This is a genomic window from Azospirillum sp. P4_B5 (assembly GCF_056402275.1).
Map to the genome: position 1 here is coordinate 24,746 of NZ_JBFUHT010000003.1, position 16,788 is coordinate 41,533.

Consider the following 16,788-nt stretch of genomic DNA (forward strand, 5'->3'; position numbering starts at 1 on the left):
CGACAGGAGGGACAATGACGGGCTCTGTGCGTTTCGTGCTCGGCGGACGGGTGATGGAGGTGCGGGACGCCGACCCTACCGCCACGGTGCTGAACTGGCTGCGCGCCAACGGGCGACCCGGTTCCAAGGAAGGCTGCGCCGAGGGAGACTGCGGTGCCTGCACGGTGGTGCTGGGTGACCTTGCCCCGGATGGGCGTTTGCGCTACCGCGCCGTCAACGCCTGCATCCTCTTCCTGCCGATGATCGACGGCAAGCTGCTGCTGACCGTCGAGGATCTGGCCGGCGAGGACGGGCAACTGCACCCTGTCCAGACGGCGATGGTGGACAAGCACGCCTCGCAATGCGGCTTCTGCACCCCTGGGTTCGTGATGGCGCTCTTCGCGCTTCATCACGATCGGCGCGCTGCCGATGGGGGGCTGAGCGATGGGGCGATCCACGACGCGCTGGCCGGCAATCTGTGCCGGTGCACCGGCTACCGCCCGATCCTCGACGCCGCCCGGACCATGGCGGCGGAGCGGACCGACGACCGTTTCGACCGGGCGGAGGAGGGCATCGCCACCCTGCTGCGCTCCATCCGGCGCGACGGGTCCCTGACCCTCACCCACGGCGCCGCCAGCTTCCACGCGCCGCGGAGCGTCGATGAGCTGGCCGCTCTGTTCGCCGCGCACCCGAACGCCACGCTGGTCGCCGGGGCGACCGACGTCGGGCTGTGGGTGACCAAGCAGGGGCGCAGCCTGCCCACGCTGATCCACCTCGCCCAGGTGCGGGAGCTTCACCGCATCGACGAGGGGGCCGATGCGCTGGAGATCGGCGCCGCGGTGACCTACACCGACCTGCTGCCGGTTCTGGAGCGCCGGCTGCCCGAACTGGCCGCCCTGGTCACCCGCATCGGCGCGGCGCAGGTGCGCAACTCCGGAACGTTGGGCGGCAACGTCGCCAACGGCTCGCCCATCGGGGACAGCATGCCGGCCCTGCTGGCGCTGGGCGCCTCGCTGGTGCTGAACCGGGGCGGCGTGCGGCGGGAGCTGCCGCTGGACCGCTTCTACCACGGCTACCGCAAGAACGACCTGAAGCCGGGCGAGTTCGTCGAACGCATCCGCATCCCCCTGCCGCGCGACGGCCAGCGCTTCGCCACCTGGAAGGTGTCCAAGCGGCGGGACCAGGACATCTCCGCCGTCTGCGCCGCCTTCCTGCTGACCCTGGACGGGGAGGGGCGGGTGGCGGCGCTGCGCGCCGGCTACGGCGGCATGGCGGCGACCCCGGCCCGCGCCCCGGCGCTGGAGGCGGCGATGGCCGGGCAGCCCTGGACGGCGGACTCCGTGGCGGCGGCCCTGCCGGCGCTCGACGGCGACTTCCGGCCCATGACCGACATGCGGGCCAGCGACCGCTACCGGGCGCTGGTGGCGAAGAACCTGCTGATGCGCTTCCTTCTTCACACGACCGGGGCCGAATTGCCCTCCCTGGAGGCCGTGCATGGCTGACGGCGGCACCATCCAACCGATCCGCGGCGGCGTCCACCGGGGCATCGAGCATGAAAGCGCCCGCAAGCATGTGATGGGCGCCGCGGCCTACACCGACGACATCCCGGAACTGCCCGGCACGCTGCACGTCGCGGTGCGGCTGTCCGAGCGGGCGCACGCGCGCATCCTGGGCATGGACCTGTTGCGGGCGAAGCAGGCGCCGGGGGTGCACGCAGTCCTCACCTACGTCGACATTCCGGGGGACGGCGACATCGGCACCATCCAGCGCGGCGATCCCATCCTGGCCGACGAGCTGGTGACCTATGCCGGGCAGGCGGTGGTCGCCGTGGCGGCGGAGACGCTGTTGCAGGCCCGCGCCGCCGCCCGGCTGGTGGAGATTTATTACGAGGATCTGCCGGCGGTGCTGACCGCCGAGGCGGCGCTGGAAAAGGGCAGCTTCGTCTCGCCGCCGCTGACCTTCCGGCGCGGCGACGCGGCGGCGGAGGTCGCCGGGGCGCCGCACCGGCTGACCGGCACGCTGGAGGTCGGCGGGCAGGACCATTTCTACCTGGAAGGCCACATCGCCTACGCCATCCCCAAGGAGGACGGCGACCTGCTGGTCCATTCCTCGACCCAGCATCCGGCGGAGGTCCAGCACGCCGTCGCCCAGGTGCTGGGGCGGCCGATGCACGGCATCGCCGTGGAGTGTCGGCGCATGGGCGGCGGCTTCGGCGGCAAGGAGAGCCAGCCGGCGCAGATCGCCGCCATCGCCGGCCTGCTGGCGAACGCGACGAAGCGGCCGGTGAAGTTCCGCCTGGACCGCGACGACGACATGCTGATGACCGGCAAGCGCCACGACTTCTTCGTGCGCTACGACGTCGGCTTCGACGATGAAGGGCGCATCCGGGGGCTGGAAATGGACCTCGCCGGGCGCTGCGGCATGTCGCTGGACCTGTCCAACGGCGTGGTCGACCGCGCCATGTTCCACGCCGACAACGCCTACTATCTGCCGGCGGCGCGGGTGACGGGGCATCGCTGCAAGACGAACACGGTGTCCAACACCGCCTTCCGCGGCTTCGGCGGCCCGCAGGGCGTCATCGCCATCGAGCATGTGGTGGACGAGATCGCCCGCAGCCTGGGCAAGGACCCGCTGGACGTGCGCCGCGCCAACCTCTACGGGGGGCCGGGCCGCGACACCACCCATTACGGGATGCCGGTGGAGGAGCCGGAGATCCTGGCCGAGCTGATGGACCGGATCGAGCGGGACGGCGACTACCGCCGCCGGCGGGAGGAGATCGACGCCTTCAACGCCCGCAGCCCGGTGCTGAAGAAGGGGCTGGCGGTGACCCCGGTGAAGTTCGGCATCTCCTTCACCGTCAAGCACCTGAACCAGGCGGCGGCGCTGGTCCATGTCTACACCGACGGGTCCATCCAGGTGAACCACGGCGGGACCGAGATGGGGCAGGGCATCCACACCAAGATGGCCCAGATCGCCGCCCAGGAGTTCCAGATCGACGTGGAGCGGGTGCGGGTCACCGCCAGCGCCACCGACAAGGTGCCGAACGCCCCGCCCACCGCCGCGTCGGCCGGCACCGACCTGAACGGCATGGCGGTGCGCATCGCCGTGGGGACCCTCCGCGACCGGCTGGTGGCCTTCCTCGCCCAGCACTGCCACACCACCCCGGACAAGGTGGAGTTCCGCGACAACGCCGTCTTCGCCGGCAACCACGCCATGACCTTCGGGGAGGTGGCGAAACTGGCCTATCTGAACCGGGTATCGCTGTCTTCCACCGGCCATTACGCGACGCCGAAGATCTGGTGGGACCGCGAGAAATGCGAGGGGCGGCCCTTCTTCTACTTCTCCTGCGGCGTCGCGGTGACCGAGGCGCTGATCGACACGCTGACCGGCGAGTACACGTTCCCCCGCGCCGACGTGCTGCACGACTGTTCCGGCAGCATCAACCCGGCCATCGACCTCGGGCAGGTGGAGGGCGCCTTCGTCCAGGGGCTGGGCTGGGTCACGTCGGAGGAGCTGTGGTGGGACGGCGAGGGACGCTTGCGCACCCACGCGCCCAGCACCTACAAGATCCCGACCTCGCGCTCGCTGCCGGAGGATTTCCGGGTGGCGCTCTACACCGACCGCCCGAACCGGGAGGACACGGTGTTCCGCTCCAAGGCGATCGGGGAGCCGCCGCTGATGCTCGGCATCTCGGCGTGGCTGGCGCTGAAGGACGCCGTCGCGGCGGTGGGCGGCCACCGGCTGCCCGTGCGCCTCGACGCGCCCGCGACGCCGGAACGCGTGCTGTTGGCCGTCGAGGATGTAAAGACAAGGATGTAAAGACAAGGATGGGCTCCGCTGGTGGCTGACGCGTTGATGAAGAAGGTCGCCGTCCACGGCGCGGCGACGGTGCGGTTCGAGGATCGCCATGGAGCCACGCGCCTCGCCACGCTCTACCACCACGACCCGCTGCGGGTGCTGCTGCCCGACCCGCGGGCGGGGGACCTGCCCATCGCGGTGCTGGTCACCACCTCGGGCGGGCTGGTCGGCGGCGACCGGCTGGACGTCGCCCTGTCGGCGGGGCCGGGGGCGGCGGCGCTGGTGACGACGCAGGCGGCGGAGAAGGTCTACCGCTCCGCCGGGCCGGACTGCCGCATCGACACCCGCGTGACCGTGGAGGCCGGCGGCTGGCTGGAATGGATGCCGCAGGAGGCCATCGTCTTCGAGGGGGCCCGCCTGCGCCGCCTGACCCGGCTGGAGCTGGAGGGCGACGCCCGCCTGATCGCCGGGGAAATGCTGGTCTTCGGGCGCGCCGCCTTCGGTGAGACGGTCACCCGCGGCCTCGTCCGCGACGCCTGGGAGGTGGTGCGCGACGGTCGGCTGGCCTGGGCCGACGCCCTGCACATGGACGGCGACCTCGCCGAGACGCTGGCCCATCCGGCGGGCTTCGGCGGGGCTGGAGCCTGCGCCACGCTGCTCTACGCCGCCCCCGACGCCGCGAGCCGGCGGGACGCCCTGCGCGAGGCGGCGGAGGGGCTGGAGGGCGTGCGGGTCGGAGCCACGGCCTTCGACGGGCTGCTGGTCGTCCGCATCCTGGGCGGCGAGGCGCGGTCGGTGCGCGGCGCCTACGCGGCGCTGTGGTCGCATCTGCGCTCGGCGGCGGCGGGCCTGCCGACGCGTTTGCCGCGACTGTGGGAAGTCTGACCCAATCGAAAGCGTACAGCGCCTGTCGAAACGGGATTGGCGCACCGCAGCGACGTGGCATAATCCCGCCAACCCAATGGGAAGGCGGAGAGACAGCCCCATGAACCTGACACCGCGCGAGAAGGACAAGCTTCTCGTGGCCATGGCCGCCATGGTGGCGCGCCGCCGGCTGGAGCGTGGCGTGAAGCTGAACCATCCCGAGGCGGTGGCCCTCATCACCGATTACGTGGTGGAAGGGGCCCGTGACGGGCGCACCGTGGCCGAGTTGATGCGCGACGGCGCGACGGTGATCACCCGCGATCAGGTGATGGACGGCATCCCGGAGATGATCCACGAGATCCAGGTCGAGGCCACCTTCCCCGACGGCACAAAGCTCGTCACCGTCCACCAGCCGATTCGCTAAGGGGAGCCCCGATGAAACCCGGTGAAATCATCCCCGCCGCGGGCGAGATCGAACTCAACGCCGGCCGCGACACGGTGGAACTGGACGTCGCCAACGCCGGCGACCGCCCGATCCAGGTCGGCTCGCATTACCACTTCGCCGAGACGAACGGGGCGCTGACCTTCGACCGTGAAAAGGCGCGCGGCTTCCGTCTGGACATCCCGGCCGGGACGGCGGTGCGCTTCGAGCCGGGGCAGACGCGGCGCGTGCGGCTGGTCGCCTACGCCGGCAACCGCGTGGTCATCGGCTTCAACGGCAAGGTCAACGGCAGCCTGTAAAGGGCGCCAGCGGAGGGGCATCAGACAATGGCGCATCGCATCGACCGGGCCGAATACGCGGCTCTCTACGGCCCCACCGTCGGCGACCGGGTGCGGCTGGCCGACACCGACCTGATCGTGGAGGTCGAGAAGGACCACACCGTCTACGGCGAGGAGGTCAAGTTCGGCGGCGGCAAGGTGATCCGCGACGGCATGGGGCAGGCCCAGACCTCGCGCCAGGGCGGCGCCGTGGACACCGTCATCACCAACGCGCTGATCATCGACCACTGGGGCATCGTCAAGGCCGACATCGGCATCACCGGCGGGCGCATTTCCGGCATCGGCAAGGCCGGCAACCCGGACGTCCAGCCCGGCGTGACCATCGTCGTCGGGCCGGGGACCGAGGTCATCGCGGGCGAGGGCAAGATCGTCACCGCCGGCGGCATCGACGCCCACATCCACTTCATCTGCCCGCAGCAGGTGGACGAGGCGCTGAACAGCGGCGTCACCACCATGCTGGGCGGCGGCACCGGCCCGGCGGCGGGCACGTCGGCCACCACCTGCACGCCGGGGCCATGGCACATGGCCCGGATGCTCCAGGCGGCGGAGGGGCTGCCGATCAACCTCGGCTTTTTCGGCAAGGGCAACGCCAGCCGTCCCGACGCGCTGCTGGAGCAGATCGCCGCCGGCGCCTGCGGCATGAAGCTGCACGAGGACTGGGGCACCACCCCCGCGGCCATCGACACCTGCCTGACGGTGGCCGAGGAGACGGACATCCAGGTGGCGATCCACACCGACACGCTGAACGAGTCGGGCTTCGTGGAGAACACCATCGCCGCCTTCAAAGGCCGCAACATCCACGCCTTCCACACCGAGGGCGCGGGCGGCGGCCACGCGCCGGACATCATCAAGGTGGCCGGTCTGCCCAACGTGCTGCCCAGCTCGACCAACCCGACGCGGCCCTTCACGGTGAACACGGTGGACGAGCATCTCGATATGCTCATGGTCTGCCACCACCTGTCGCCCCGCATCCCGGAGGACGTGGCTTTCGCCGAAAGCCGCATCCGGCGCGAGACCATCGCGGCGGAGGACATCCTGCACGACCTCGGCGTCTTCTCGATGCTGAGTTCGGACAGCCAGGCGATGGGCCGGGTCGGCGAGGTGATCATCCGCACCTGGCAGACCGCGCACAAGATGAAGGTCCAGCGCGGGCGTCTGGCCGAGGAGACAGGCGAGAACGACAACTTCCGCGTCAAGCGCTACGTCGCCAAATACACCATCAACCCGGCCCTATCGCACGGCATCGCCCATGTCGTCGGATCGGTCGAGGTGGGCAAGCTGGCCGATCTGGTGGTCTGGTCGCCGGCCTTCTTCGGCGTGAAGCCGGACATGGTGCTGAAGGCCGGGACCATCGCGGCGGCGCTGATGGGCGACCCCAACGCCTCGATCCCCACGCCGCAGCCGGTGCATTACCGCCCGATGTTCGGCGCCTATGGCCGCGCGATGCAGGCCAGCTCCCTCACCTTCGTCAGCAAGCTGTCGCTGGAGAGCGAGGCGCTGCGCTCGCTCGGCCTGCGGCGCGAGCTGGTCGCGGTGACGGGCGTGCGGGCCATCGGCAAGAAACAGATGATCCACAACGATTCCACACCCCACATCGAGGTCGATCCGGAAACCTACGAGGTGCGCGCCGACGGCCAGCTCCTGACCTGCGAGCCGGCGGACGTGCTGCCCATGGCGCAGCGGTACTTCCTGTTCTGAGTGTGGGGTGACTGGTTCGTGATTGGTGTCTTCGATTCCGGGCATGGCGGTCTGACAGTGCTGCGCGCGCTGGTGGCCGCCGCTCCCGGGCGTCCCTTCGTCTATCTCGGCGACCATGCCGCCGCTCCCTATGGCCCGCGCAGCGAGGAGGACATCTACCGCCTGACGGTCCAGGGGGTGGAGCGGCTGTTCGCCGAGGGCTGCGGGCTGGTCGTCCTGGCCTGCAACACGGCGGCGGCGGTGGCGCTGCGGCGGATGCAGCGGACGTGGCTGCCGGTGGCCCATCCGGGCCGCAACGTGCTGGGCGTCCTGGTGCCGATGGTCGAGGCGATCACCCGCGTGCCCTGGATGCAGGACGGTCCCGCCGCCGACTGGCGTCCGGAGCCGCGGACGGTCGGCGTCTTCGCCACCCCGGCCACCGTCGCGTCGGGCTCCTTCCCGCGCGAGATCGGCAAGCGCGCGCCCGATGTGCGGGTGGTGCAGCAGGCCTGTCCGGACCTCGTCCCGCTGATCGAGCGGGGGGCGGGGGATGCGGAACTGGCGCCCGCGGTGAGCGGCTATGTGCGGGCGCTGCTGGCGCAGTTGGATGGACGCCCGCTCGACGCGGCGGTGCTTGGCTGCACCCACTACCCGCTGGTGGCGCATCTGTTCGCGGAGGCCCTGCCGCCGGGGGTGGAGGTGCTGTGCCAGCCCAGTCTGGTCGCCCGCTCGCTGGACAATTACCTGGAGCGCCACCCCGAATACGCCCCCGCACCGGGCGAGGCGGCGGGCGCCCTTCGTTTCTTCACCACGGGAGCGGCGGAACCGGTCGGCGCCCTCGCGGGACGTTTCTTCGGCCGGCCCACACCCTTCGAACGGCTTTCTCCATGACCGACACGCTCCCCCGCGCCACCCGAGTCCACGCCCGCGGCCATTGGCCCGCCGAGCGCGAGGCCGGCACGGTGACCCTCGCCTTCGACGACCGCCACCGGCGGCGCATGGTGATGAGGGACGATGCGGGGGCCGACTTCCTGCTCGACCTGCCGCGCGCGGTCGCGCTCGACCATGGCGACGGGCTGGAACTGGGTGACGGCGCCTACCTGCGCGTGGTCGCCGCCGACGAGGACCTGATGGAGGTGCGCTGTGGCGGCGGGGCGGAGGGCTTCGCCCGCATCGCCTGGCACCTCGGCAACCGCCACCTGCCGGTGCAGATCGTCGGCGAGACGATCCGCCTGCGCCGCGACCATGTGATCGAGGACATGCTGAAGGGGCTGGGGGCCAGCGTCGCCGCCATCCACGCGCCCTTCGCGCCGGAGGGCGGGGCCTATTCGGGGCAGGGGCACGGCCATGGGCATGGGCACGGCCATGACCATGGGCATGATCACGACCACGACCACGACCACGATCATGGTCATTCGCATTCCCACGGGCATTCCCACGCGCATGGGCATTCCCATGGGCATTCGCATGACTGAGGGCGCTTGCCCCCACCCTAACCCYCCCCCGCKGGGCGGGGGAGGGGACTTGGCCCTCCCCTGCGCAGCGGGGGAGGGAGGGACCCGCGAAGCGGGGGGGTGGGGGCCCGTCTCGGCCGCCCACCTCACCAAGCTCCTCGCCTGGCTGTCGCCGTCCTTTCCGGTCGGCGGCTTTTCCTACAGCCATGGCATCGAGGCGGCGGTGGAGCAGGGTCTCGTCCGCGACCGGGACACGCTGGCGCGCTGGATGGATGGCATCCTGCGCCACGGCGCCGGGCGCACCGACGGCATGCTCTTCGTTGCCGCCCATCGCGCGGTGCTGGCGGGCGACGATGCGGGCTTCGCCTGGGCGGTCGAACGCGCCGACGCGATGCGCGCCTCTTCGGAAACCGCGCTGGAGAGCCGCGCGCAGGGGCAGGCCTTCCTGATCGCCGTGCGCGCCGCCTGGCCGCTGGAGGGGATGGAGCGTTGGGACCGGGTGATCGCCGACACCGGCCGCCCGGTCGCTTACGCCGTCGCCGTGGCGCTGGCCGCCGCGCTGATCGGCGTGCCGGAGGGACCCGCCCTGTCGGCCTATCTGCACGCCTTCGCCGCCAACCTCGTCTCGGCCGGGGTGCGGCTGGTGCCGCTGGGGCAGACGGACGGGCAGAAGGCCCTGGCGGCGCTCGATTCCGTGGTGCACTCTGCGGCGGAGGCCGCGCTGGCCGCCCCGCTCGACGATCTGGGCAGCCGCGCCATGGCCGTCGATTGGACCTCCATGATCCACGAAACCCAATACACGAGGTTGTTCCGCTCATGACCGCCCCGATTTCCAAGAGCCATGGTGGCCCCCTGCGCGTGGGCATCGGCGGGCCGGTCGGCTCCGGCAAGACGGCGCTGACCGACGCGCTGTGCAAGCGCATGCGCGACGACTGGGAGGTCGCGGCGATCACCAACGACATCTACACCAAGGAGGACGCCGAATTCCTCACCCGCTCCGGCGCGCTGAAGCCGGACCGGATCATGGGGGTGGAGACCGGCGGCTGCCCGCACACGGCGATCCGCGAGGATGCCTCGATCAACCTCGCCGCCGTCGACGAGATGAACCGCAAGTTCCCGAACCTCGACCTGATCTTCGTGGAATCGGGTGGCGACAATCTGGCGGCTACCTTCTCGCCGGAGCTGGCCGACCTGACCATCTACGTCATCGACGTGTCGGCGGGCGACAAGATCCCGCGCAAGGGCGGCCCGGGCATCACCCGGTCGGACCTGCTGGTCATCAACAAGATCGACCTCGCCCCGCTGGTCGGCGCCAGCCTGGAGGTGATGGACCGCGACGCGAAGAAGATGCGCGGCGACCGGCCCTTCGTCTTCACCAACATCAAGACGGGGCAGGGGGTGGACGCGGTCCAGTCCTTCATCGTTCAGCGGGGCGGGTTGCCGCTTCCGGGCTGACCGCTTCGCAGAAGAAGCATTCGCGGAACCTCCGTCTTGGCCGTGCTGTTTTCCCCGCGTGAGACGCACACGCACGGAAACCAAGCCGGAGGCACCCACGATGAAACGCCTGCTCCTCAGTGCCGCCATGATCGCGGGGGCGCTCGGGCCTTGGCCGGCTTTCGCCGAGACCTGCCCGGAGGGGGTGAACCGGCTGGGCCAGCGCATCGGCGCGCTGGAGGCCGCCGGCAACCAGACTCCCGCCTCCATCAGCCCGCAGGAGATCGGCCAGCTCCGCGCCCTGCGCCAGACCGCCGAGCGCGCCGGGCAGCGGGGCGGCGAGCCGGCCTGCCAGACCATCCTGGGTGAGGCCGACGCGCTTCTGCGTTCCGTCGAGCACCCGCGCGTGGTCGCCGCCGACGACCTGTCGAAGGCCAAGCTGCACAATGCCAGCGGCGAGGAAATGGGCTCCATTTCCGAACTGGTGGTCGATCCGAACACCGGGCGCGTCGCCTACGCCGTGGTCGAGGCCGGCGGCTTCCTCGGTCTGGGCGAGCGCAACTTCCCTGTTCCATGGGCATTGGTCCAGCCGGCGCAGGCCGGCGACGGTTATGTGCTGAACGTGACCAAGGACCGGCTGACCGCGGCGCCCCAGTTCACCCGCTCCAACCGTCCGGACATGTCGGACCGGCAATGGGCGATGGCGCTGCACACCTATTACGGGGTCCAGCCCTATTGGATGCGCGACGGTGCGGCCCTCGCTGCGGTTGGTATGCCGGAGGGCGGTGCAGCGGGGACGCCGCAGCTCCAGTCGGAGGTGCAACGTCTCTCGCAGGAGGTGGACCGGCTGAACCGCGAGCTGTCGCAGGCCCGCACACTGGCCGATACGGCCCGCAAGCCCGATGGGACGGCGCAGCCGGGCTCATCCGGTTCGACCGGCACCGCGCCGGCGCCGGACCAGGGCGGACACCAGGGCGGGTCCACGCCGCCCGCCCCGCAGCAGTGACCATAGAAAAAGATCGAGGAGAGCAGCGATGGCGATGACGAGCCAACAGGGCATGGGCAGCCGCAACGCGGCCCTGCCGGACGATCTCGAACGCATGATCAACGTCGGGCACACCGAACGTCTGGTGTCGCTGGTCGGGGGCGGGCTTCTCGCCGTGCTCGGGCTTCGCCGTCCGACCGTTGCCGGGGCGGCGCTGGCGCTGGCCGGCGGCGCTCTGGTCGCCCGCGGACTGACGGGCTATTGCCCGGCAAAGGCGATGATGGAGGAGCGGGGTGGCCATCACGGGGCGAGCACCCCCGCCGAGGATGTGGAACAGGGCGTCCATCGGTATTCCCGACATCCCGGTGACATCTACGACGATGCCGACGAGAAAGAGAAGGTGGACGAGGCGTCTATGGAGTCCTTTCCGGCCAGCGATCCGCCGTCCTTCACGCCCGGCGCCGTTTGATCGTTTCCGGTCCTGTGACAAAGGCCCCTCCGAAGGGTGGGGCCTTTGTCTTTGTTGCGGTCTTCTCCATGAATACGCAAGAAAGGGGCATGGAGTGCCGTTGCGGACTTCGCGTCTTCGCTGTGTGAAGGCTGTGTTACGGATAAACAAAGCGATAATGTCGGATATATTGCGACTTTAACAAGTTGCCTATGACCTTCGATTGCATTATGGTGCGTTGCACAATTCGAGTGATCCCGTCGGGCACACTCTGAATCCGGCCACCTTGCAATCCGGGAAAGCCAGCCCATGACCACGATCATCCCCGCCGCCGCCACCCTTGAAGGCAAGAAGGGCCTCGTGCTCGGCATCGCCAACGATCAGTCGATCGCGTGGGGCTGCGCCCGCGCCTTCCGCGCGCTGGGCGCGGATCTCGCGGTCAGCTACCTCAACGACAAGGCGAAGCGCTTCGTCGAGCCGCTGGCTGAACAGCTGGAGGCCGAAATCTTCGAGCCGGTGGACGTCACCGGCGAGGGTGAGCTGAAGGCCATCTTCGAGAAGATCGAGCAGAAGTGGGGCAAGCTGGACTTCGCGTTGCATTCCATCGCCTTCGCCCCGAAGGACGATCTGCACGGCCGCGTCGTCGATTGCTCGCGCGAGGGCTTCCAGATGGCGATGGACGTGTCCTGCCACTCCTTCATCCGCATGGCCCGCTATGCCGAGCCGCTGATGAAGGACGGCGGTTCGCTGTTCACCATGTCCTATTTCGGCGCCAACCGCGTGATCGACAATTACGGCGTCATGGGTCCGGTGAAGGCCGCCCTGGAAGCCAGCGTGCGCTATCTGGCGGCGGAACTGGGGCCGAAGGGCATCCGCGTGCACGCGATCTCCCCCGGTCCGATCAAGACCCGCGCCGCCTCCGGCATCGCCCATTTCGACGAGCTGATGGAGAAGGCCGCGGAGCGCGCGCCGGAGCAGCGCCTCGTCACCATCGAAGAGGTCGGCTACACCACCGCCTTCCTGGCGACGGACGGCGCCAAGGGAATCACCGGCAGCACCACCTATGTGGATTGCGGCTATTCGATCGTCGGCTGACCGAGCAGCCGTTCACAGATAAGTTGGGGCGGCCGATCATCGCCTCTTCTTCATAAAACCGGTGTGAAGGCAGGCGGAAACATGAAGTTTCCCCTGCCTTTCCGCGTCTTTGTCTTGGTGCGGCAAAATGCCATGTGACCATCGTATGCGTTCGTTTTGTAGAAAATGCGCCCATAATGCAGGCAAAGGCCGCCGGTCGCGGAGTCGGCGGTAACAAGGGTCGCGGCGTCTGGTATTTACGGTTTTTTGACGGATTGCGCACCTTCATCTTCAGTTGCGCAGGTACGGCGCGCTTCCCTTCAATGCGGTGGCTTTCGGCGGGACTGCCCGGTGGCCGCGGAAGACAGGGTGCGGAGGGTTCATGGGTGTCATTACGTGGAGGCGGCAGCTCAGCGTCGGCCAGCCGTCCATCGATGAAGATCACAAGCACCTGATCGAGTATCTGAACGAATTGGATGCTGCGCTGAACGCGCGCAGTTTCATGCCGGTGCGTGTCGCAAAGATCCTCATGAAGCTGCTGGAATACACCCAGCAGCACTTCGCCCGCGAAGAGAAGATTATGCAGGCCGTGCATTATCCGAAGTTCGAGGAGCATGTCCGCCAGCATCACGAGGCGGTGCGGACCTTGAGCGAATTGTCCGCGGTCTTCACGCGGGACCCGACCCACCAGAACGCCGAGCGAATCTACACCTTCACGGCGGATTGGCTGGTCCACCACATCATCATGCAGGACACGCAACTGACGCCCTACGTGCGGGGCGTTTGGGTCTGAGAGCCGGACCGGCCGTTACAGGAAGGCGCTGCGCCGGCGGCCGGCGGCGTTCTCCCACGCCCATTCGACGACGAGGCTCAGCAGCCGCTCCAGGGTCGGGCGCACCTGACGCGCCGTCTCCTCGCGGAAGCCGAAGGGAGCCTCCTCGTCCATATAAGTGACCTGCGACAGCTCGAGCTGGATCGAGTGAATGTTGTCGGCGGGGTTGCCGTAGCGGCGGGTGATGAAGCCGCCCTTGAAGCGCCCATTCTGCACGGAGGAAAAGCGCCCGGTGGCGGTGAGCACGTTCATCACCCGGCCGACCAACGCCGGCGAGGCGCTGGCCCCGTCCACCGTGCCCAGGTTGAAATCCTCGATCTGCCCATCGAAGAAACGCGGCACGCGCGACCGGATGGAATGGGCGTCGAACAGCACCGCCACGCCGAAGCGGTCCTTCAGCGCCTGAAGCTCGCCATTGAGCTGTTCGTGATAGGGGCGCCAATAGTCGTCGATGCGCCGCCGCACCTCCGCTGCGTCCGGCTCCCGCCCCCGCCTGTACACCGGCTGGTGATCGAACGTGGTGAGGGGGCAGAGTTCGGTGTTGCTGGCACCGGAGTGGGGGGCGTCGTCGGGAGCGCGGTTCAGGTCGATCACATAGCGTGAAACGATGGGCCTCAGGAAGCCGACCCCCAGCGCCGGGGCGAAGTGATACAGGCGGTCAAGATGCCAGTCGGTGTCCGGCACCGCCAGGGCGGCGTCGGTCATGGTGGCCGCAATGTCCGGCGGCACGACGGTGCCGACATGTGGGATGCTGAGCAGGACGGGGGTTTCCCCCGGCTGGAAGCGGAACGTCTCCATGCCAACACCCTTGGTTTCCTGGCCTCACTCGACAGACCATTCGTGCAACAACGGTTTGATGCGCCGCAGCATAAACGGAACTATGCGGCGCAACCGGCATGGCGGTCAAATCCTATTGCGGATTTGTTATAAAGGCTTCAACGGGTTGTGGCGGCCGAGGCCGCCGCAACCGCCGCAACCGCCGCGGCTTCAGGCTTCCAGGTCGCCTTCGCTTTCCTCCGCCACATGGTCGACCATGTCCGACAGGACGCGCCGGATGTGCTCGTCGGTGATCAGGTAGAAGACGCGGTTGCCGCGCCGTTCCGCCTGGATCAGCCGTCCCGCCCGCAGCAGGCGGAGATGATGGCTGACCAGGGACGGCGACAGGCCCAGCGCCGCCGCCATGTCGCCGACCGAGGTCGAGGTGTCCAGGCAGGCCAGGATGATGCGCAGCCGGCTGGGGTCGCTCATCAGGCGGAACATGTCGGCCAGTTCGGTGGTCTGGTCTTCGGACAGGCGGAGATGCGCCGGCTTGTCCTTCGGTGCTGACCCTTTTTGCATGCCGCGTTGGTTCCCGCTTGTAAGGTTTTTATCGGTTAAGGTTTTTATCGGTGGTTGCCGCTCTTACAAAGTATAGGCCGGAAGCTGCGTCAATCCCATAGGTCGGCGAAGCGAGGCCCGAAGTCGCTGCACAGCGGCCTCTTACGTATGGCCTATCGCTCGCCTGTTGACCTTGGGCGAAGGCTGGGGAACAATTCGACCATAAGCACGACGGTCTGAGATAAGGCCGCAAGGGCGCCTTCAACGATCGAATGAACGGTCGAATGAACGACCGAAACGGGCAGGATCGAGGGGGAGGACAGCCATGACGTCGCGCCGACAGGTTCTGCTGCCGCTCGCGCTGGCCCCGGTGGCCGGCTGGGTGATCTGGGCCACCAACGCCAGCGAGCCCACGCACCCCGCCGGGCCGTTTCATCTGCCATTGGACGACACGACGGCGCTGTGGCGGGATCTGGTGCAGGTTCGTATGGAAGGGCCGGCTGCCAACCCGGTCTTTCCGACCCGCATCAAGGCGTTGGAGGGAAAACTGGTGACGGTGCGCGGCTTCATGGTGCCGCTGAGCGACGCACCCGCCCACAACCGCTTCATCCTTGCCGCCAATCCCAATTCCTGTCCGGCCTGTCATCGGCCCAGCCCCTCCACGATGCTGCACGTCCACAGTCAGATCCCGGTCCGTGAATCGCAGGTCCCAATGCTGATAACCGGCACGTTGCGGCTGAATCCTTTGGAGGGATTGTTCTACCGTCTCGACCGTGCCGAGTTGCGCTACGCCTGAGAGTTGCTGATCTGATCGGTTGTTCCTTTTTTTGCTGTGTCGTGGAATGCTGTCGCCTGTTCGAGTCGGGCCGATGGCGGAGAGCGCGTGGGCGAAGAGGAAGGGGCGCAGTGGCGGGCCGCCGGGTTGTTCCTGGCGCTCGTCTTCTATGGTCTGCTGAGCGCGCCGGCCCCTGCGGAGATCCGTCCGGCGGAGGCGATGATCGGCGCGTTGTTGGTTCTGGGCATAGGGCTGTGGCGCCCCCTGTCGGTGGCGATGGGCCAGACGTTGCTGGAAGGCGATTCGCCACCGTGGGAGACGCCCGCGGTGCTGGCTCTGGCGGTGTTGTTGTGGTGCCCGCTGATGCGCGGTGTGTGGCTGGACTGGGCGCTGGGCGACATGGTGCGCGACGTGGTGCCCCTTCTTTACCTGTTCCTTCCCGTGCTTCTGGTGCCGTTGCTGCGCGCTGCCCCCGACCGGGCGGTGGGGTTGCTGGCCGGTGGTCTGGCGGTGGCCGGTGTGGGGTTCGCGTTGCGCTGGTGGAAGCAGGTGGACTGGGGCTTTGGCGCCGTCGGCGTCCGGGCGATGGCGGATGGCGGTGTCTATCTGCTGAACGCGCCGTCTGTCCTGTTCGCCGCCATCGCGCTGCCGGCCTTCGGTGTCGGGATGCTGAGGCGCGGCGGGTGGCTGCGGCGCGTCGCCGGTGTGGTCGCTGTTTTGAGTGGCTTGCTGTGTCTGGTGGCGCTGGCCGGGGCGGTGCATCGGATGGCGCTCGGGCTTGCCGCGACAGCCTTCGCCGCCTTGGGGCTGTGGTGGCTGCGCCGGGCGCCGCTGGCCGTGCTGGGGGCGGCGGGAACGGCGCTGCTGATCGTGACGCTTTTCCCCGAAGCGCTGTTGGGCGCCCTGGGACAGGTGGCCGAGAAAACCCGGCTGGCCGGGGCGAACGCCCGGTGGGAGGAGGCGGAGGCCGCGCTCGGGCAAGCCCTGTCCTCCCCGGCTGCCTTCCTGTTCGGGCAGGGCTGGGGGGCGCTCCTCGTCAACCCGGCGGTGGGCGGCTGGCGCGTGTCCTACACCCACACGCTCGTGACCTACGCCCTTGCCAAGACCGGTGTGGCGGGGTTGTGCGCGCTGATCGTCTATCTCGGCGCTCTTGCTCCGCGTGTGCTGGCGCTCCTGCGGTCCGATCCGGCGCTCGGCTGGGCGGTGTCGGCGCCGCTGGTGATGGCGCTCGGCGTGCACACCAGTTTCAAGTATCTGGACACCGGCCTTCTGCTCACCCTCGCCGCGCTGGCGGTGGAGCGCGGGAAGCGGTTGCCGACACGCTGAGGGAAATGCATACTTATGCGTGTCAAACCACCGCAGTGATCATTC

General features: G+C 68.8%; 18 protein-coding genes. 16 read left to right on the forward strand and 2 right to left on the reverse strand.

What is annotated here, in order from left to right; genetic code table 11:
* The first annotated feature begins 14 nt into the window (after positions 1–14).
* From xdhA to AC1DVI_RS02845, 14 genes are all read left to right on the forward strand, one after another.
* Entirely contained in the window at positions 15–1,481 is a 1,467-nt protein-coding gene (gene xdhA, locus AC1DVI_RS02780; protein ID WP_476956671.1) for a xanthine dehydrogenase small subunit, read from the forward strand.
* The gene (gene xdhB / locus AC1DVI_RS02785) at positions 1,474–3,798 is read left to right on the forward strand and encodes a xanthine dehydrogenase molybdopterin binding subunit (protein ID WP_476956672.1); all 2,325 of its coding nucleotides are present in this window, start codon (positions 1,474–1,476) and stop codon (positions 3,796–3,798) included. The genes xdhA and xdhB overlap by 8 nt, the downstream gene beginning before the upstream one ends.
* A 21-nt stretch (positions 3,799–3,819) precedes the next feature.
* Positions 3,820–4,662 (forward strand): urease accessory protein UreD, encoded by an 843-nt coding sequence (locus AC1DVI_RS02790; RefSeq protein ID WP_476956673.1) that lies wholly within the window; start codon positions 3,820–3,822, stop codon positions 4,660–4,662.
* 100 nt (positions 4,663–4,762) lie between these two features.
* Positions 4,763–5,065, forward strand: a complete 303-nt coding sequence (locus tag AC1DVI_RS02795; protein ID WP_014240308.1) for an urease subunit gamma — start codon at positions 4,763–4,765, stop codon at positions 5,063–5,065.
* An 11-nt stretch (positions 5,066–5,076) separates the two neighbouring features.
* Entirely contained in the window at positions 5,077–5,382 is a 306-nt protein-coding gene (locus AC1DVI_RS02800; RefSeq protein WP_035673497.1) for an urease subunit beta, read from the forward strand.
* 27 nt (positions 5,383–5,409) lie between these two features.
* Positions 5,410–7,119, forward strand: a complete 1,710-nt coding sequence (gene ureC / locus AC1DVI_RS02805; protein WP_476956674.1) for an urease subunit alpha — start codon at positions 5,410–5,412, stop codon at positions 7,117–7,119.
* An 18-nt stretch (positions 7,120–7,137) separates the two neighbouring features.
* Positions 7,138–7,989 (forward strand): glutamate racemase, encoded by an 852-nt coding sequence (gene murI, locus AC1DVI_RS02810; RefSeq protein ID WP_476956675.1) that lies wholly within the window; start codon positions 7,138–7,140, stop codon positions 7,987–7,989.
* Positions 7,986–8,573 carry an urease accessory protein UreE gene (locus tag AC1DVI_RS02815; RefSeq protein WP_476956676.1) on the forward strand — a complete coding sequence of 196 codons (588 nt, stop codon included), beginning with the start codon at positions 7,986–7,988 and terminating at the stop codon, positions 8,571–8,573. Before murI ends, AC1DVI_RS02815 begins: the two co-directional genes overlap by 4 nt.
* Before the next feature lie 49 nt (positions 8,574–8,622).
* Complete coding sequence (locus AC1DVI_RS02820) at positions 8,623–9,372, forward strand: urease accessory protein UreF (protein ID WP_476956677.1); 750 nt, start codon at positions 8,623–8,625, stop codon at positions 9,370–9,372.
* The gene (gene ureG / locus AC1DVI_RS02825; RefSeq protein ID WP_014240314.1) at positions 9,369–10,007 is read left to right on the forward strand and encodes an urease accessory protein UreG; all 639 of its coding nucleotides are present in this window, start codon (positions 9,369–9,371) and stop codon (positions 10,005–10,007) included. The genes AC1DVI_RS02820 and ureG overlap by 4 nt, the downstream gene beginning before the upstream one ends.
* Positions 10,008–10,107: 100 nt before the next feature.
* Positions 10,108–10,992 carry a PRC-barrel domain-containing protein gene (locus tag AC1DVI_RS02830; RefSeq protein WP_476956678.1) on the forward strand — a complete coding sequence of 295 codons (885 nt, stop codon included), beginning with the start codon at positions 10,108–10,110 and terminating at the stop codon, positions 10,990–10,992.
* Positions 10,993–11,020: 28 nt separating this feature from the next.
* Positions 11,021–11,440: a YgaP-like transmembrane domain gene (locus AC1DVI_RS02835; protein WP_149165768.1), complete on the forward strand. Its 420-nt coding sequence runs from the start codon at positions 11,021–11,023 to the stop codon at positions 11,438–11,440.
* A gap of 288 nt (positions 11,441–11,728) precedes the next feature.
* A complete protein-coding gene (gene fabI / locus AC1DVI_RS02840) occupies positions 11,729–12,514 on the forward strand; it encodes an enoyl-ACP reductase FabI (protein ID WP_149165769.1) in 786 nt (261 codons plus the stop codon).
* Between the two features lie 361 nt (positions 12,515–12,875).
* The gene (locus AC1DVI_RS02845) at positions 12,876–13,286 is read left to right on the forward strand and encodes a bacteriohemerythrin (protein WP_035673510.1); all 411 of its coding nucleotides are present in this window, start codon (positions 12,876–12,878) and stop codon (positions 13,284–13,286) included.
* Between the two features lie 15 nt (positions 13,287–13,301).
* Here AC1DVI_RS02845 and hutG read toward each other — a convergent pair whose 3' ends face one another.
* Complete coding sequence (gene hutG / locus AC1DVI_RS02850) at positions 13,302–14,123, reverse strand: N-formylglutamate deformylase (RefSeq protein ID WP_476956679.1); 822 nt, start codon at positions 14,121–14,123, stop codon at positions 13,302–13,304.
* 189 nt (positions 14,124–14,312) lie between these two features.
* On the reverse strand, positions 14,313–14,663 hold the full coding sequence (locus tag AC1DVI_RS02855) for an ArsR/SmtB family transcription factor (protein ID WP_014240322.1): 351 nt from the start codon (positions 14,661–14,663) through the stop codon (positions 14,313–14,315).
* Between the two features lie 304 nt (positions 14,664–14,967).
* Here AC1DVI_RS02855 and AC1DVI_RS02860 point away from each other — a divergent pair, with 304 nt between their 5' ends.
* Both AC1DVI_RS02860 and AC1DVI_RS02865 read left to right on the forward strand, forming a co-directional pair.
* Positions 14,968–15,438, forward strand: coding sequence for a hypothetical protein (locus tag AC1DVI_RS02860; protein ID WP_476956680.1), 471 nt, complete (start codon positions 14,968–14,970; stop codon positions 15,436–15,438).
* An 87-nt stretch (positions 15,439–15,525) separates the two neighbouring features.
* Entirely contained in the window at positions 15,526–16,743 is a 1,218-nt protein-coding gene (locus AC1DVI_RS02865; RefSeq protein ID WP_476956681.1) for a hypothetical protein, read from the forward strand.
* Positions 16,744–16,788 lie beyond the last annotated feature (45 nt).

Bases quoted from the DNA above. Each gene is read 5' to 3' on its own strand.
- AC1DVI_RS02800 (WP_035673497.1), top strand. From the start codon at position 5,077: ATGAAACCCGGTGAAATCATCCCCGCCGCGGGCGAGATCGAACTCAAC.
- AC1DVI_RS02835 (WP_149165768.1), top strand. From the start codon at position 11,021: ATGGCGATGACGAGCCAACAGGGCATGGGCAGCCGCAACGCGGCCCTG.
- hutG (WP_476956679.1), bottom strand. From the start codon at position 14,123: ATGGAGACGTTCCGCTTCCAGCCGGGGGAAACCCCCGTCCTGCTCAGC.
- ureG (WP_014240314.1), top strand. From the start codon at position 9,369: ATGACCGCCCCGATTTCCAAGAGCCATGGTGGCCCCCTGCGCGTGGGC.
- fabI (WP_149165769.1), top strand. From the start codon at position 11,729: ATGACCACGATCATCCCCGCCGCCGCCACCCTTGAAGGCAAGAAGGGC.
- xdhB (WP_476956672.1), top strand. From the start codon at position 1,474: ATGGCTGACGGCGGCACCATCCAACCGATCCGCGGCGGCGTCCACCGG.
- AC1DVI_RS02845 (WP_035673510.1), top strand. From the start codon at position 12,876: ATGGGTGTCATTACGTGGAGGCGGCAGCTCAGCGTCGGCCAGCCGTCC.
- AC1DVI_RS02855 (WP_014240322.1), bottom strand. From the start codon at position 14,663: ATGCAAAAAGGGTCAGCACCGAAGGACAAGCCGGCGCATCTCCGCCTG.
- ureC (WP_476956674.1), top strand. From the start codon at position 5,410: ATGGCGCATCGCATCGACCGGGCCGAATACGCGGCTCTCTACGGCCCC.
- xdhA (WP_476956671.1), top strand. From the start codon at position 15: ATGACGGGCTCTGTGCGTTTCGTGCTCGGCGGACGGGTGATGGAGGTG.
- AC1DVI_RS02860 (WP_476956680.1), top strand. From the start codon at position 14,968: ATGACGTCGCGCCGACAGGTTCTGCTGCCGCTCGCGCTGGCCCCGGTG.
- AC1DVI_RS02795 (WP_014240308.1), top strand. From the start codon at position 4,763: ATGAACCTGACACCGCGCGAGAAGGACAAGCTTCTCGTGGCCATGGCC.
- AC1DVI_RS02815 (WP_476956676.1), top strand. From the start codon at position 7,986: ATGACCGACACGCTCCCCCGCGCCACCCGAGTCCACGCCCGCGGCCAT.
- AC1DVI_RS02830 (WP_476956678.1), top strand. From the start codon at position 10,108: ATGAAACGCCTGCTCCTCAGTGCCGCCATGATCGCGGGGGCGCTCGGG.